The sequence below is a fragment of the Actinomycetospora chibensis genome, from assembly GCF_028737215.1.
Taxonomy (GTDB): Bacteria; Actinomycetota; Actinomycetes; order Mycobacteriales; family Pseudonocardiaceae; genus Actinomycetospora; species Actinomycetospora chibensis.
In genome coordinates this window covers 86,557-101,767 of record NZ_JAQZAM010000001.1, presented here as the reverse complement: position 1 = coordinate 101,767, position 15,211 = coordinate 86,557, and the positions used below count along the sequence as shown (strand labels likewise).

Annotated in this window: 13 protein-coding genes; 8 read left to right on the top strand and 5 right to left on the bottom strand. The window is 75.7% G+C overall.

Translation table 11 applies throughout. From position 1 onward, the window contains the following. Positions 1-78 precede the first annotated feature (78 nt). The 4 genes from PH189_RS00520 to PH189_RS00505 form a co-directional block, all read right to left on the bottom strand. Positions 79-1,566 (bottom strand): hypothetical protein, encoded by a 1,488-nt coding sequence (locus PH189_RS00520; RefSeq protein WP_274186774.1) that lies wholly within the window; start codon positions 1,564-1,566, stop codon positions 79-81. After that, complete coding sequence (locus PH189_RS00515) at positions 1,563-2,747, bottom strand: YibE/F family protein (protein WP_274186773.1); 1,185 nt, start codon at positions 2,745-2,747, stop codon at positions 1,563-1,565. The genes PH189_RS00520 and PH189_RS00515 overlap by 4 nt, the downstream gene beginning before the upstream one ends. A gap of 310 nt (positions 2,748-3,057) precedes the next feature. Then, a complete protein-coding gene (locus PH189_RS00510; RefSeq protein WP_274186772.1) occupies positions 3,058-4,428 on the bottom strand; it encodes an acyl-CoA dehydrogenase family protein in 1,371 nt (456 codons plus the stop codon). A 65-nt stretch (positions 4,429-4,493) separates the two neighbouring features. After that, positions 4,494-5,351: an SCO6745 family protein gene (locus tag PH189_RS00505; RefSeq protein WP_274186771.1), complete on the bottom strand. Its 858-nt coding sequence runs from the start codon at positions 5,349-5,351 to the stop codon at positions 4,494-4,496. A gap of 56 nt (positions 5,352-5,407) precedes the next feature. On the opposite strand from PH189_RS00505, the gene PH189_RS00500 reads away from it, so the two are divergent. From PH189_RS00500 to PH189_RS00480, 5 genes are all read left to right on the top strand, one after another. Further along, positions 5,408-6,991 (top strand): Rv2578c family radical SAM protein, encoded by a 1,584-nt coding sequence (locus PH189_RS00500; protein WP_274186770.1) that lies wholly within the window; start codon positions 5,408-5,410, stop codon positions 6,989-6,991. Between the two features lie 28 nt (positions 6,992-7,019). After that, positions 7,020-7,433 (top strand): PPOX class F420-dependent oxidoreductase, encoded by a 414-nt coding sequence (locus PH189_RS00495; protein WP_274186769.1) that lies wholly within the window; start codon positions 7,020-7,022, stop codon positions 7,431-7,433. Positions 7,434-7,502: 69 nt separating this feature from the next. Continuing rightward, entirely contained in the window at positions 7,503-9,317 is a 1,815-nt protein-coding gene (aspS, locus tag PH189_RS00490) for an aspartate--tRNA ligase (protein WP_274186768.1), read from the top strand. Beyond that, positions 9,314-10,279, top strand: a complete 966-nt coding sequence (locus tag PH189_RS00485; RefSeq protein WP_274186767.1) for a DUF389 domain-containing protein — start codon at positions 9,314-9,316, stop codon at positions 10,277-10,279. Before aspS ends, PH189_RS00485 begins: the two co-directional genes overlap by 4 nt. Before the next feature lie 13 nt (positions 10,280-10,292). Continuing rightward, the gene (locus PH189_RS00480; RefSeq protein ID WP_274186766.1) at positions 10,293-11,540 is read left to right on the top strand and encodes a hypothetical protein; all 1,248 of its coding nucleotides are present in this window, start codon (positions 10,293-10,295) and stop codon (positions 11,538-11,540) included. A gap of 6 nt (positions 11,541-11,546) precedes the next feature. On the opposite strand, the gene PH189_RS00475 is transcribed toward PH189_RS00480, so the two are convergent. After that, complete coding sequence (locus PH189_RS00475) at positions 11,547-12,200, bottom strand: hypothetical protein (protein ID WP_274186765.1); 654 nt, start codon at positions 12,198-12,200, stop codon at positions 11,547-11,549. Positions 12,201-12,319: 119 nt separating this feature from the next. Between PH189_RS00475 and PH189_RS00470 the strand changes: the two genes are divergently transcribed. From PH189_RS00470 to hypF, 3 genes are all read left to right on the top strand, one after another. Beyond that, positions 12,320-12,667, top strand: a complete 348-nt coding sequence (locus PH189_RS00470) for a helix-turn-helix transcriptional regulator (protein ID WP_274186764.1) — start codon at positions 12,320-12,322, stop codon at positions 12,665-12,667. An 80-nt stretch (positions 12,668-12,747) separates the two neighbouring features. Further along, entirely contained in the window at positions 12,748-12,927 is a 180-nt protein-coding gene (locus tag PH189_RS00465) for a HypC/HybG/HupF family hydrogenase formation chaperone (protein ID WP_274195293.1), read from the top strand. Then, entirely contained in the window at positions 12,924-15,179 is a 2,256-nt protein-coding gene (hypF, locus tag PH189_RS00460; RefSeq protein ID WP_274186763.1) for a carbamoyltransferase HypF, read from the top strand. The genes PH189_RS00465 and hypF overlap by 4 nt, the downstream gene beginning before the upstream one ends. Positions 15,180-15,211: the final 32 nt, after the last annotated feature.

Sequence of the window (15,211 nt, the reverse complement as noted above, 5' to 3'; positions counted from 1 at the left end):
GTGTCATCAGAGCGGGCGCACGGGCGGCACTGTCGAGAGATCGAACCGGAGAGCTCCCGCCGGCTCGGCCGGGACGCGCTACCGGTCGTCCGACCTCTTGCGCCCGGGCAGGCGGTCGACGACGCGGCCGAGGCGCTCGGTCGTGCCCTGCAGCGGCGCGAGGGCGTCGGCGAGGACCTTGATCTGCTCGTCGAGGTTGTCGATCCGTCCGGCGAGGGTGCGCAGGTCCGGGCTGACCTTCTGCAGCTCGCCGGCGGCGGTCGACAGCCCGGCGTCGAGGTTGGCCAGGCGCGGCGGGACGTCGGGGAACGTGGTGTCGGCGTGACGGGCGAGGACCTCGACGTGCTCGATCGCCCCGGTCAGCTTGCGCACCTCGTCGACCGCGCCGGCCATCTGCTGCAGGGCCGGGGCGGCCTCGGCGAGGTGGTGGAGATCGGTGACGGCGGTACCGAGCGCGTGCAGGTCGTCCACCGCGCCGCCGAGGGTCTCGAGCGTCGGGATCGCCTCGGCCAACCGGACGATGGTGGGGACGGCGTCGGCGAGGCGTCCGACGGTGGGCACGCCCCCGGCGATCCGCTCCACGGTGCCGGTGGCGCCCGCGATCGTCCCGATGTCGCCGACGGCGCCGGCGAGGCGCTCCAGGGCCGGGACCGCGCCCGCCAGGGTCTCGAGCTGCCCCGCCGCCTCGCCGATCTGCTGGAGGGCGGGCACGGCGCTGGCGATGACCTGCAGGTCGTCGGTGGCGTAGCCGAGGCGCTCGAGGGACGGCACGGCGCTCGCGAGGGCGGCGATGTCGCCGCGGGCCGCGGCGATCTCCTGGAGCGCGGGGACGGCCTCGCCGAGCGCGCGGATGTCGGGCGCGGCGCCGGCGATCTGCTGGAGCGCGGGCACGGCGCTCGCGAGCGTCGCGATGGACTCGCGGGCCGCGGCGATCTCCTGCAGCGCGGGGACGGCCTCGCCGAGGGCGTGGATGTCGGGGACGGCCCCGGCGAGCTGCTGGAGCGCGGGCACGGCGCTCGCGAGGGTCGCGATGTCGCCGCGGGCCCGGCCGATCTCCTGGAGCGCGGGCACGGCGCTCGCGAGGGTCGCGATGTCCTCGCGGGCCCGGCCGATCTCCTGCAGTGCCGGCACCGCCTCGCCGAGGACGCGGATGTCGGGCGCGGCCCCGGCGATCGCCTGCAGCGCCGGCACGGCACGGGCCAGGGCGTGGAGGTCGTCGACGGCACCAGCGAGACGGTCGAGGGCGTCGACGGCGTAGGAGAGGCGGGTGAGGTCGGGCGCGATCTCGTCGAGCGTGTGCTGGAGCCCGGAGGCGACCGGCGCCAGCTGCTCCAGCAGCCGCACGAGCCGCGGGAGCGCGCGCAGGGCGTCGACGACGAGGGGGCTGAGGTCGGCGGCCGTCCCGGCGCCGGTGCGGGCGAGGTCGGCGAGGCCCCGCACGATCGTCGGCCCCTGCAGCGTGAGCTCCACGGCCGTGCGGGTCGACGCGACGACGAGGGCGCGGGCGGTGTCGAGCACGCCGCTCGGCGGGGCCTCGACGGAGCGGGGCAGGGCGGGGCGGCTCATGCGGCAGGGCTCCGGGTGCTGGGGCTGACGGCACGGACGACGACGGCGGCGAGGACGGTCGTCAACGGGACCGAGGCGACCAGGCCGATGCTGCCCACCAGCGTCCGTACGACCTCCTGCGCCACGTCCTCCGCGGTGAGCAGGTCACCGAGACCCCGGCCCGCCAGCGCGAACAGCAGCAGCAGGGGCAGCGCCGCCCCGGCGTAGGCGAGAACGAGCGTGTTCACCGCCGAGGCGACGTGATCACGACCGACACGCATGGCGGCACCATAGAGGTCGGCGAGCCGCGCGGCCGGGTTCGCGCGGTGCAGCTCCCAGACGGCGCTGGTCTGGGTGACGGTGACGTCGTCGAGCACCCCGAGCGCGCCGATGATCACGCCCGCGAGCAGCAGCCCGCGCAGGTCGAGCCCCGGTCCCACCAACCCGGCGAGCTCCGAGGCCTCCTCGCCGAGACCGGTGAGGCGCGACAGCGCGGCGAAGAGCAGGGCGAGGACGCCGATGAGCCCGAGGCTCGCGAGCGTGCCGAGCGCCGCGGTCGCCGTGCGGGCCGAGAGGCCGTGCGTCAGCGGCAGAACGATGCCGACGATCAGCCCGGACGCTGTGAGCGCGACCGGGACCGGCGGGCCCCCGGTGGCCAGGGCGGGCAGGACGAAGACCGCGAGCACCCCGAGCGTCGCGCCCAGGGCGACGAGCGCGGCGAGGCCCTGCCAGCGGCCGAGCAGCAGCACCGCGAGCGCGAAGAGACCGCCGAGCAGGAGCAGCGGCTGGCCGCGCTGGAAGTCGACGATCGTGTAGCCCAGGGCGTCCGTCGGGTCCCCGCCGGCCCAGCCGAGCACGACGGCGTCGCCGACGGCGAAGCGCGGCGAGCCGGGGGTGGTCGGCGCCAGGGTGACGATCGTGCTCCCGGCCGCCGGCCCGTCCTGCAGGCGCAGCGTCACCGCGACACAGCCCTCGCCCTCGCCGGGGGAGGGCAGGTTGGGGTCGGTGCAGTCGGACTCCCCGGCGGCGCGCAGGACCTCGGCGTCGACCGGGGTCTGGGACCCGAGCCCGGGCGCGCCCTGGCCGGTCGCGGCCCGTTCCGCCACCCGGGCGTACTCGGACGGGGACGGGGCGAGCACCACGAGGCCCAACAGCACCGCCAGCCCGCAGGGCACGAGCAGCAGGGCCAGGAGCCGTCGCACCCGCGTGGCCGACGCACCATCCAGCGAGCCCCCGCCGTGCCCGTGCCCGTGCCCGTGGCCGTGACTCGCCTCGAGGGGCGCGTCCGCGCGTCGCCGGCGCGTCGGCCGGGGTGGGTCAGCCCGGGGGCCACGCTGAGGTTGAACGTCAGCAGATCCCCCCGCTCGCCGGCGGGGCGGTCGGTCAGGCGGCACCTCGATCGGACCGGTCACCGCGTCGTCGCCCGCGTCCTCCTCCGCGGTCGCGGACCGCGCGCGGCGCCCCACGGGCCGGGAGGAGGTCACCCGGCCATCATCTCCGGGAGCCTTTTCGTCACGCGCCGGGGGAGGCGAGCTTCCCGCCGAGCCGCAACACGGAGTCGGGCGCCTTCTTCGCGAGCCGCATGAAGGCCTCCCCGGCCCGGGCGCGGGCGAGCGACCCGTGCCCGAACTTCCGGCTCACGCCGCCCCGGTCGCCGGGCAGGTGGTGGTGCAGCGGAGTGTCGGTGGCCTCGGGGTCGGTCAGCGTGCGTCCGATGACCATCCGCTGGATCTCGCTCGTGCCCTCGAAGATCGTGTAGAGCTTCGCGTCGCGGTACCACTTCTCGACCGGGAGGTCGTCGACGTAGCCCCACCCGCCGCAGGTCTGGACGGCCTGCTCGGCGGCACGCACGGCGACCTCGGAGGCCTTGAGCTTCGACATCGAGCCCTCGCCGGCCTGGAACGGCACGCCGTTGGCGGCCATCCACGACGCTCGCCAGGTCAGGAGCCGCGCGGCGTCGATGTCGGCGGCGAGGTCGGCGAGCGGGAACGAGACGCCCTGGTTGCCGATGATCGGGCCGCCGAAGGCCTCGCGCTGCCGGGCGTAGGAGCAGGCGTACTCGAACGACGCCCGCGCCACACCGAGCGCCATGGCGGCGACCATCGGTCGCGTCTGCTCGAACGTGCCGAGCGCCGCGGGCTTGCCCTCGCCCCGCCGCGCCTTCTCGAGCTTGTGCTCGAGCTTGTCCTCTCCCCCCAGGAGGTTCTCGGCCGGGATGCGGCAGCTCTCGAAGCGCAGCTCGGCGGTGTGCGACGCCCGGTGCCCGAGCTTGCGCAGCCGACGGACCTGCTCCATGCCCGGGGTGTCCTTGGGGACCACGAACATCGCCTGGCCCTTGGTGCCGAGCTCGGGGTCGACGACGGCGTTGACGATCGTGACGTCGGCGATCCCGCCGTTGCCGATCCAGATCTTCTCGCCGTCGAGCACCCACTCGTCGCCCTCCTTGCGGGCGCGGGTCTGCAGGTTGGCGACGTCGCTGCCGCCCTGGGGCTCGGACACGGCGAGCGCGGCGAGCTTGATGTCGCCGGGCTCGCCGAACATCTCGGGGGCCCAGCGCGCGAGCTGCTCGGGGGTGCCGGCCTGGTTGAGCGCGGAGAGCGCGAGAGCGGGCAGCACGACCGTGAGCCCGATGCCGGCGCAGCCCCAGAACATCTCCTCGAGGAAGAGCGGGAGCGAGAGACCCGTCGGGTCGGCGATGAGGTCGGCGTAGAAGAGGGCGTTGTAGAAGCCCTCCCGGGCGGCCCGGTCGACGATCTCCCAGGGGCATTCCTCGGCGGCGTCGTACTTCGCCGCGGCCGGCCGGACGACGTCCTCGGCGAAGGCGTGCGTCCGCCGGATCAGCTCGTGGTGGGCGGGCGTCAGTTCCAGGGTGAAGGCACTCATCGGCTGCTCCGTTCTGGTGTTACCGATTAGTACCGCGTACCGCTGGTACCGAAACACACGCGAGATCAGGGCCGCGGGAGGCCGATCGGGTTGGGGTACGGGACGGCGCCCGCGTCGACGACGGCCGTGACGAGCGGTCCGAGGAGCCCGGCGAGGCGGTCGGTGCCCGCCCGGCCGAGCGCCCGCCACGGCCCGGACGCGGCGCGGTCGGTGGCGCGTTCGACCTCGTCGCGGGCACGACGTCCGTCGTCGGTGAGGGCGCCGTGCGCGTCGAGCCAGCCGCGCACGGCCAGCTCCTCGCCGGCCGCCGACCACGTCTCGTCGTCGATCCGCCGGGACTCCTGGAGGCCGTCCGACGACTCGTCGGCGGCGATCTTGAGCCGGTGCGCCGCGACGGGACCGACGTCGTGGGCGACGAGCGCCGCGACGTGACCGTCGCCCCGGTGCTCGCGCAGCGTCGTCGCGGCCTGCCACAGTGCGAGGTGCGGCGGTGCCGGGCGGGGGAGCGCCTGGTTCGCCGCCGCGAGGACGCGCCCGGCCATGTCCGCGGCGTCGGCGGCCTCCCCGGCGAGACGCGCGGCCTCCGCGATCGCCGGGGAGTCCACGCCGCCGGGGAGGTCGGCGAGGAGTCGTCGCAGCGTCGCGTCCACCCCCGCGAGGCGCGCCCCGAGGCAGGTCGCGGGGGAGGCGAGCGCCCAGGCGTCGGGCAACGCGCGGCGGAGGCGGTCGCGGTGGAAGCTGTGGAACGACGCCCACGCCACCTCCGGGCCGACGGCGCCGAGTGGTGCCGCACGCTGGGCGACGTAGCCCATCCAGAACCCCTTCAGCCCCACGGCGTCGGCGGCGGCGCGCGCCTCGGGGGCGAAGTAGGTGACCGCGTGCAGGGGTTCGAGCAAGGTCCAGAGGCGCCGCGCGTCGTCCACGGGCACGATGGTGGCCGCCGGACGGGGGTTTGCCTACCGCTCGAACACGTGTTCGAATGGTGGGCGTGCGGTGGGACGAGCAGAAGGTCGCGGGAGGCCCCGAGGAGCTGCCGGGCATGCCGGCGCTCAAGGGCCTCGTGCGCAGCGTCCGCACGCCGGAGTTCGCCGGCATCACCTTCCACGAGGTCCGGGCGCGCTCGGTGCTCAACCGCGTGCCCGGGGCGTCGCCGATGCCCTTCGCCTGGACCGTGAACCCCTACCGCGGGTGCAGCCACGCGTGCACCTACTGCCTCTCGCTCGACACCCGGATTCTCATGGTCGACGGCACCAGCGTGCGGCTGGCCGACGTCCGGGTCGGCGATCTCGTGGTGGGCTCCGAGGTCCGCAGCAACGGCATCCGGTCCCTGGTGCCGACGCCGGTGCACGCCGCATGGACCACGACGAGGGCGGCCTGGCGGGTCCGTCTGCTCGACGGCACGGCGATCGTCGCGAGCGCCGACCACCGCTTCCTCACGCGCCGCGGCTGGGTCCACGTGCGGCCGGAGGGCTGCGACGGTGACGAGCGGCCGCACCTGCGGATCGGCGAGGCCCTGGTCGGGGCCGAGACCTTGGCCGACGAGGCGTTCCGCCGGCCCGGGTCGCCGCCCGTGGCGCCGGCGCCGCCCGGCGACGAGCCCGGCGGGCGCGTCGTGGTCGGGGTGGACGAGCTGCCCGGCGAGCGCGCCCTCGGCGACCTCACCACCGGCACCGGCGACTTCGTGGCCGACGGGGTGATCAGCCACAACTGCTTCGCCCGCAACACCCACACCTATCTCGACCTCGACGCGGGCGACGACTTCGACCGCCAGGTCGTGGTCAAGCTGAACGCGCCCGAGGTGCTGGCCCGCGAGCTGCGCGCACCGCGCTGGGCCCGCGAGCACGTCGCGATGGGCACCAACACCGACCCCTACCAGCGCGCGGAGGGCCGCTACGCGCTCATGCCCGGGATCATCGGGGCCCTGGGGGCCAGCGGCACACCGTTCTCGATCCTCACCAAGGGCACGCTGCTCGCCCGCGACCTGCCGGAGCTCGCGGCCGCCGCTCGCGATGTGCCCGTCGGGGTCGGGGTGTCGCTGGCCCTGCTGGACCCGGAGCTGCACCGCCGCGTCGAGCCGGGCACCCCGACGCCCCGGGCCCGGCTCGATCTCGTCCGCCGCATCCGCGACGCGGGCCTGCCGTGCGGGGTGTTCGTCGCCCCGGTCCTGCCCGGGCTCACCGACTCCGACGAGGCCCTCGACGCCCTGCTCGGCGAGATCGCCACGGCGGGGGCGAGCGGCGCGTCCGTGCTCGCCCTGCACCTGCGGCCGGGCACGCGGGAGTGGTTCCACGCCTGGCTCGCGCGCGACCACCCCGCGCTGATCGAGCGCTACGCCGCCCTCTACCGCCGCGGCGCCTACGTCGACGCGGCCTACCGCAAGGACCTCGCCGCGCGCGTCGGCCCGCTGCTCGCGCGCCACGGCCTCACCGGCGGTGGGCACGCCATGGGCGGCCGGCAGGGCGACGAGGGGCGGGAGACCGAGCGGTCGTGGCCGGAGGGTGCCGTGCCGGAGATCCCGGAGAAGGTCGTCGAGGCGCCGCCGGAGCAGCTGTCCCTGCTCTGAGTCGCCGGGGCGGCCTAGCCTCCGGGACATGGACCTCGACGACGCCCGGCAGGTGCTGCGCGAGCAGCACCGCGCCGTCCTCGCGACCCGCCGCACCGACGGCGCGCCCCAGCTCTCGCCCGTGGTCGTCGGCATCGACGACGACGGCGCGGCGACGATCAGCACGCGCGAGACCGCCCTCAAGACGAAGAACCTGCGCCGGGAGGGGCGGGCGTGGCTCTGCGTCCTGCCCGACGGCTTCTTCGGCCGGTGGGTCCAGGTCGAGGGCGACGTCGAGATCGTCGAGCTGCCCGCGGCGCTGGACGGCCTGCGCGCCCTCTACCGGCAGGTGCAGGGCGCCGAGCACCCCGACTGGGCGGACTTCGACGAGGCCATGCACCGCGAGCGCCGGGTCCTCCTGCGGGTGCACCTCGACCGGGCGGGCCCCGACAAGAGCGGCTGAGATGCCGCGTCGACCCGGTCGATAGCCTGAAAGGTGACTCGTCCGTCCGATCCAGGAGCACCACCGCAGATGATGCGCACGCACCCCGCCGGCACGCTGCGCGCCGAGAACGTCGGCGCCACCGTCACCCTCGCCGGATGGGTGGCCCGTCGGCGCGATCACGGCGGGGTCGTGTTCATCGACCTGCGCGACGCCTCGGGCGTGGTGCAGGTGGTGTTCCGCGCCGGCGAGGTGGCGCAGGAGTCGCACCGTCTGCGCGCGGAGTTCTGCGTGCAGATCACGGGCTCGGTCGAGCAGCGCCCGGCGGGCAGCGAGAACGCCGACCTCGCCACCGGGGACGTCGAGATCAGCGCCACGGCGCTGACGGTGCTCTCGGAGTCCGCGCCGCTGCCGTTCTCGCTCGACGAGCACGCCGAGGTCGGCGAGGACGTCCGCCTGCGCTACCGCTACCTGGACCTGCGCCGCGAGGGCCCGGCGTCGGCCGTCCGCCTGCGCAGCCGCGCGAACAAGATCGCCCGCGACGTGCTGTCCGACCGCGACTTCCTCGAGATCGAGACGCCGACCCTGACCCGGTCGACGCCCGAGGGGGCGCGCGACTTCCTCGTCCCGGCCCGCCTGCGGCCGGGGTCCTGGTACGCGCTACCGCAGTCGCCGCAGCTGTTCAAGCAGCTGCTCATGGTGTCCGGGATGGAGCGCTACTTCCAGATCGCGCGCTGCTACCGCGACGAGGACTTCCGCGCCGACCGCCAGCCGGAGTTCACGCAGCTCGACATCGAGGCGAGCTTCGTCGACCAGGACGACGTCATCGCCCTCGGCGAGGCGGTCATCGGCGCGCTGTGGTCGGAGCTCGGCGGCCACGAGATCCCGACGCCGATCCCGCGCATCTCCTACGCCGAGGCCATGGCCCGCTACGGCTCGGACAAGCCGGACCTGCGCTTCGACATCGAGCTGACCGAGCTCACCGAGTTCTTCGCCGACACCACCTTCCGGGTCTTCCAGGCGCCCTACGTGGGCGCGGTGGTCATGCCCGGCGGCGCCTCGCAGGCGCGGCGCACGCTCGACGGCTGGCAGGAGTGGGCCAAGCAGCGCGGCGCGAAGGGCCTCGCCTACGTGCTGGTCGGCGAGGACGGGACCCTCACCGGGCCCGTCGCCAAGAACATCACCGACGCCGAGCGCGAGGGCCTGGCCAAGGCCGCGGGCGCCAACCCGGGCGACTGCATCTTCTTCGGCGCCGGCACGCGGGCCGAGGGGCGTGCCCTGCTGGGCGCCACCCGCGGCGAGATCGCGCGCCGCCTCGACCTCATCCCCGAGGGCTCCTGGTCGTTCGTCTGGGTCGTCGACGCGCCCCTGTTCGAGGCCGCGGGCTCCACCGACGACGTCGCCGTCGGGTCGGGCTCCTGGACCGCGGTGCACCACGCGTTCACCTCGCCCACCCCGGAGTGGATCGACTCCTTCGAGTCCGACCCCGAGAACGCGCTGGCCTACGCCTACGACCTCGTCTGCAACGGCAACGAGATCGGCGGGGGGTCCATCCGTATCCACCGGCGCGACGTGCAGGAGCGCGTGTTCGCGCTGATGGGCCTCACGCCCGAGCAGCAGGAGGAGAAGTTCGGCTTCCTGCTCGACGCGTTCGCCTTCGGCCCGCCGCCGCACGGCGGGATCGCGTTCGGCTGGGACCGCATCTGCGCCCTGCTCGCCGGGGTCGACTCGATCCGCGAGGTCATCGCCTTCCCGAAGACCGGCGGCGGCTACGACCCGCTCACGGGGGCGCCGGCCCCCATCACCTCGCTGCAGCGCAAGGAGGCGGGCGTCGACGCACCGGCGCCCGGGACGCAGACGAAGCCCGCGGCGCCGGTGAAGCCGCAGGAGCGACCGGTGCAGTGATCCGGCTGCGTGTCCTCTGCCCGCAGGGGAGGTCGGGCGCGGCGGACGATGTGCTGGCCGTCCTGGACCGCGAGCCGGGGGTCGTGCACGTCGTCCGTCTGCGCGGTGCGGCGGTGTCCCCGCCGGGTGACGTCGTGGAGGCCGACCTGGCCCGCGAATCGGTGGACGGCGTGCTCCAGCAGCTCCGTGAGCTGGGCTGCGCGGAGCACGGCGGCATCGTCCTCGAGACCCTCGACACGGTCGTGTCCGACGCCGCCGAGCGCGCCGAGGCGGCCGCGCCGGGCGAAGGCGTCGACGCCGTGGTGTGGGACGAGCTGGTCGGCCGCACCGGCCAGGGCGCCCGCCTGTCGCTGACGTTCGTGATCATGTTGACCATCGCCTGCCTGCTCGGGGCGATCGGGGTCGTGACGAACTCGCCGGTGACCGTCGTCGGGGCGATGGTTCTCGGGCCCGAGTTCGGGCCGCTCGCGGCCCTGGCTCTGGTCGTGGTGCGCCGCGACGGTCCGACGGCCCGGGCGGCCGGGCTCGCCCTGGGCGTCGGCTTCGGGATCGCGGTGCTCGCGACGGCCGTGGCCGCCGCGGGGGCACAGGCACTCGGCGCGATCCCCGACAACGCCCTGACGAACCTCTCGGGGGTCGAGTTCGTCTACCAGGTCGGCCCGTTCTCATTGGTGGTGGCGCTGCTCGCCGGCGTCGCCGGCATGGTCGCGCTGGTGGCAGGGGAAGGTTCCGGGGTCCTGGTCGGGGTGTTCATCTCGGTGACGACGGTGCCCGCGGCCGGCTTCGCGGCGGTGGCCGCCGTCCTGCGTGACTGGCCGCGGGCGGGCGGTTCCCTGTTCCAGCTGGTGGTCAACCTGGTCGGGATCGTCGTCGCCGGCACCGTCGTGCTCCTGCTCGTGCGGGCCTCGTACCGGCGTCGCGGGCTCCCCGAATCCCTCCCGGGGCGGCGCCCGGACCGGTAGACTCCTCCGGCTGATGGCTCCCCTGACGACGGACGACGCGGATACCTCGAACGGGCGCACCACCGGCCCGGCCGGCGCGGACGACCGCACCACCGAGGTGCTGCACCTGGCCGAAGAGCTCCTCACGCGGCGCCACGGCGCCACGGTGCGCCTGGCGGATCCCGAGGACCTCGGCGGCAGTTCGCGCTCGCTGGTCGTGCGGGTCCGCGTCGCCGAGAACCCCTTCTCGCTGCCGCGCACGCTCGTCGTCAAGCACTTCCTCGACGATCCGGGCGCGGGCGAGCAGAGCATCGACCGGTTCCACTACGAGGCCGCGTCGTGCCAGCTGCTGACGGCGATGCCCTCGGAGGAGCGGGCGAGCCCGATGCTGGTGGCCAACGACCCGGCCCACCGCCTGCTCGTGCTCGAGGACCTCGGGCGCTGCGCCACCCTGGCCGAGCGCCTCGAGGAGCGCGACCCGAAGGCCGCCGAGCGCGCGCTGCTCGGCTGGGCCCGGGCGCTGGGACGCATGCAGGCGGCCACGGCGGGCCGCGAGAACGATTTCGGAGCGCTGCTGCGCCGTTTCGGCGAGCGCACGTGGCGCGACCCCCTGGCCGACGACGCCCGCGCGGCGCTGGCCGAGGTGCCCGATCAGCTCGCCCAGCTGCTGCGGGTCGAGGCGGCGCCGGCCGGGGTGGCCGAGGCGCGCCGGGCCGCCCGCCTGCTGGGCGGGTCCGGTCACCGCGCCTTCAGTCCGGCGGAGATCCGGCCGGACAACTGCCTGCTCACCGGCAGCGGCGCGCGCTTCCTCGACTTCGAGTGGGGCTGCTTCCGCGACGTCGCGCTCATGGGTGCCTCGCTGCGCCTGCCGCTGCCCAGCGGGGGCCCGGCGCGCGCCCAGCCGCCGGGCATGGCCGAGGCGATGGTGGCCGCCTGGCAGGCCGAGATCACGCCGGTCTGGAGCGAGCTCGCGGACCCCGAGGTCCTGCGCGAGCGCCTGCTGCACGCCGAGGTGCTCTGGGTGTGGCTCTCGACCCGCGCCCTGCTGCCCGCCGTCGTGGGTGTCCGGCCGTCGGGCCGGGTGGCGCGCGTGGTCGTCGCCGACCCGGGCGAGGACGCCCCCGCGGTGCTCAGCGCGCTCTGGCGGCGCCTCGGCATGGACGCCGAGCGCGCCGGGCACGTCGCCACCGCCGAGGTCGCGGCGGCCGTCGTCGGGGCCCTCGGACGCCACGGCGGCGAGGCCGTGCTGCCGCCCTACCCCGCGTTCGCCGGAGGTCGCTAGAGCCGGCTACGCCGCGACCAGCCGGGCGCGGTGGACGAACGCCTCCGCGGCCGGGCCGGTCCAGCTCAGCGCACCCGCGTCGCGCAACGACTCGGCGTCGCGGCGGCCCGCGAGCAGCAGGAGGAGCCCGGCCGGATCGATCTCGACGGCGTCCGCGGCGTCCTCCGGGCGGCCCGGGACGACGGACCCGTGGGTGACGTGCACGGCGCGGTCGTCGCCGAGACGGACCGCCACGCGCAGCGTCGCGTCGTCGGCACCCACCGCCGCGACGAGCAGGCGCGGCAGCACACGCAGGACGAGTCGGCACGCCTCGCGAGCGGCCGCGTCGTGGTCGCGCAGGTCGGCCGGGGCGCCGAGGGCCGCGGTGAGGTCGTGGACGTGCAGGCACATGTCGAGGCACTGGGCGCCCAGCACCGGGTCGCCCGTCGTGCGGCCGGCCAGCTGGGTCTCCGCGCGGTGGCGCGCCGCCGCGACGGCCTCGCGCAGCGTCTCCGGCCCGGCGTAGTGAACACCGGTGAGGTGGACGGCGAGCTCCGCCACGTCGGCGGGTCCGACACCGGCGCCGGGCAGCGGCCGCGCCCAGTCGTCGGCGCCCAGCGCGCGGACGTTCTCGCCGGCCACGTCCCAGAGCCCCATCAGGGCCCGTGTCGCATCGTCCATCGGTCCAGCACCTCGTTCGGCGGCCTTGCTCTGCGTCACGACCGGTGCCACCCTATGTGATACACACCACACGAGCAATGGGATCCCCTGGCCCGCGGGACCCTCGCGAGGGGGCGGTCATGGGCGAATGCGAACCCCGGAACTTCCTGCGGCCCTGCCTGCTCCTGCTGATCCAGGAGCGAGCCGCGCACGGCTACGACCTCGTGGAGCGACTCCACGCCTCGTTGATCGACGACACCGACGCGGGCGGCGTCTACCGCACCCTGCGGTCGTTCGAGCGCGAAGGCCTCGTGCGGTCGACGTGGAGCATCCCGGCCACCGGGCCCGCGCGGCGGACCTACGCGCTGACCCCTGCCGGGTCGGACAGCCTGCGCCGCCAGATCGAGACGCTGGAGGCCACCCACCAGTTGCTGCACTCGTTCCTCGGGCGCTGCGGGCGCGCGATGGGATCAGAGGCGACGTCGTGACCTGGTTCCTGGCCTGCGAGACCGCCGGGCCCCCGGTGCCACCGGCCCCGACCCGTGCGCCCTGCGACGGCCCGGTCTGCATCACCTGCTCCGACCAGGCGGTCCGGGTGACCGTGGTGGCCCTGCACCCCGACGGCACCGCCCGCGTCGACACCGGGGCGGGGGAGGAGGAGGTGTCCGTGGCCCTCGTGGACGCCGCGGTCGGTGACGTCGTGCTCGTGCACGCCGGGGAGGCGATCGCCGCGCTGGGGCCGCCGTGACCGCCACGGCGCCGGTCCGCGTGCGGGTGCACGTCGAGGGCATCGTGCAGGGCGTGGGCTTCCGACCCTTCGTGCACGGCCTCGCCCGGGAGCTGGGCCTGGCGGGTTCCGTCGGCAACGACGCCGCCGGAGTGGTCGTCGAGGTCGAGGGCGGCGAGGCGGCGGTCCGGGACTTCGTCCTCGCTCTCCGCGAGCGGCCGCCCGCCCTGGCCGTGGTCGAGTCCGTCCGGTCGGAGGCCATCCCGCCGACGGGATCCCACGGGCTCGTCATCACCGGCAGCGCGGTCACCGGCGCGCGGACCGCACTCGTGGCGGCGGACACCGCCACGTGCGCCGACTGTCTCGCCGAGATGCGCGACCCCGCCGACCGGCGGCACCGCTACCCGTTCGTCAACTGCACGAACTGCGGACCCCGCTACACGATCGTCCGCGACGTCCCGTACGACCGGGCGACGACGACGATGGCGGGCTTCACGATGTGCGCGCCGTGTGCCGCCGAGTACCACGACCCCGCCGACCGGCGCTTCCACGCCCAGCCGACGTGCTGCCCCGACTGCGGGCCGACGCTGGTCCTGGAGCCCGCCGGACCCGGGGGCCCGGGCGATCCGGTGCGCGAGGCCGCGTCCCGGCTGCGCGACGGGGCGGTGCTGGCCATGAAGGGGCTCGGCGGGTACCACCTCGCGGTCCGCGCCGACGCCGCGGACTCCGTGGCCCGGCTGCGGGCCGCCAAGCACCGCGAGGAGAAGCCGTTCGCGGTGATGGCGGGTTCCCTGGAGGACGCCCGCGCCCTGGTGGAGGTCGGGTCGGCTGCGGCGCAGGCGCTCGGGTCGCGCCGGGCGCCGATCGTCCTGCTGCCGCGCATCCCGGGTGCGGCGGTGGCGCCGGCCGTCGCGCCGGGCAACCGTGACCTCGGGGTGATGCTGCCGTACACCCCCTTGCACCACCTGCTCGCCGCCGAGCTCGGCGTGCCCTTCGTGCTGACCAGCGGGAACACCTCGGACGAGCCGATCGCCCACGTCGACGGCGACGCCCGCACACGCCTGGCGGACCTCGCCGACGGGTTCCTCACCCACGACCGCCCGATCCACGTCCGCACGGACGACTCGGTGGTGCGCCTGCACCGGGGCGCGGAGCTGCCCGTCCGCCGCGCCCGCGGGTACGCCCCCGAGCCCGTGCCGCTCGCCTTCGACGTCGGCCGCCCGGTGCTGGGGTGCGGCGCCGAGGTCAAGAACGCGATCTGCCTCGCCGCCGGCCGCCGCGCCGTCCTGTCCCCGCACCTCGGGGACCTCACGAACCCGGCCGCGCTGCGCTCGTTCCACGAGGCGACCGAGCACCTGGGCCGCCTGTTCGGCATCACCCCGCTCGTGCTCGCGCACGACCTGCACCCCGACTACCTCGCCACCCGGTACGCCCTCGACCGCGCCGACGCCGAGCCCGAGCTCGAGACGGTCGGCGTGCAGCACCACCACGCCCACGTGGCCGCCTGCCTCGCCGAGCACGGGGCGACGCCCGACGACCCGCCGGTGCTCGGGGTCGCCTACGACGGCACCGGGTTCGGCGAGGACGGCACGATCTGGGGCGGCGAACTGCTGCTCGCCGGCCTCGGCGGCTACCGCCGCGTCGGGCACCTGGCCACGGTCCCGATGCCCGGCGGGGCGGCCGCCGTGCGCGAGCCCTGGCGGATGGCCGCGGCCTACGTCGGTGACGCGCGGTCGGCCGTGCGCGACCGCCACGCCGACCGCTGGGACGCCGTGGTCGCCCTGGCGCGCTCCGGCACGGCGTCGCCGCCCACGTCCAGCGTCGGGCGGCTGTTCGACGCGGTGTCGGCGCTGCTGGGGGTGCGCGACGCCGTCACGTACGAGGGCCAGGCCGCGATCGAGCTCGAGCAGCGCGTCGACCCCGACGAGCGCGGCACCTACCCGGTCACCGCCGGCGACGTCCTGCCCGGGGGCGAGCTGGTCGCCGCGGTCGTCGAGGACCTGGCGGCCGGCGTCGGGACGGGCCGGATCGCCGCCCGCTTCCACCACGGGCTCGCGGACGCGACGGTCGCCGCCGTGGCCCGGCTCGCCGGCGAGCACGGGGTGGACACCGCGGCCCTCTCGGGCGGGGTCTTCGTCAACGCCGTCCTGCTCGAGCGGGTCCGCGCCGGGCTGGAGGCCGCGGGCCTGCGGGTCCTCGTGCCCACCCGGGTGCCGTGCACCGACGGCGGCATCGCCCTCGGCCAGGTCGCCGTGTGCGCTGCGCGCACGTGAGCACTTTCGGGGGCTCCGGCACCCCAAAGTGC

What these genes read in the sequence shown, in the direction of transcription:
- PH189_RS00520 (WP_274186774.1), bottom strand. Translation starts at nt 1,566, where the DNA reads ATGAGCCGCCCCGCCCTGCCCCGCTCCGTCGAGGCCCCGCCGAGCGGC.
- PH189_RS00510 (WP_274186772.1), bottom strand. Translation starts at nt 4,428, where the DNA reads ATGAGTGCCTTCACCCTGGAACTGACGCCCGCCCACCACGAGCTGATC.
- PH189_RS00500 (WP_274186770.1), top strand. Translation starts at nt 5,408, where the DNA reads ATGGTGGGCGTGCGGTGGGACGAGCAGAAGGTCGCGGGAGGCCCCGAG.
- PH189_RS00495 (WP_274186769.1), top strand. Translation starts at nt 7,020, where the DNA reads ATGGACCTCGACGACGCCCGGCAGGTGCTGCGCGAGCAGCACCGCGCC.
- aspS (WP_274186768.1), top strand. Translation starts at nt 7,503, where the DNA reads ATGATGCGCACGCACCCCGCCGGCACGCTGCGCGCCGAGAACGTCGGC.
- PH189_RS00480 (WP_274186766.1), top strand. Translation starts at nt 10,293, where the DNA reads ATGGCTCCCCTGACGACGGACGACGCGGATACCTCGAACGGGCGCACC.
- PH189_RS00475 (WP_274186765.1), bottom strand. Translation starts at nt 12,200, where the DNA reads ATGGACGATGCGACACGGGCCCTGATGGGGCTCTGGGACGTGGCCGGC.
- PH189_RS00470 (WP_274186764.1), top strand. Translation starts at nt 12,320, where the DNA reads ATGGGCGAATGCGAACCCCGGAACTTCCTGCGGCCCTGCCTGCTCCTG.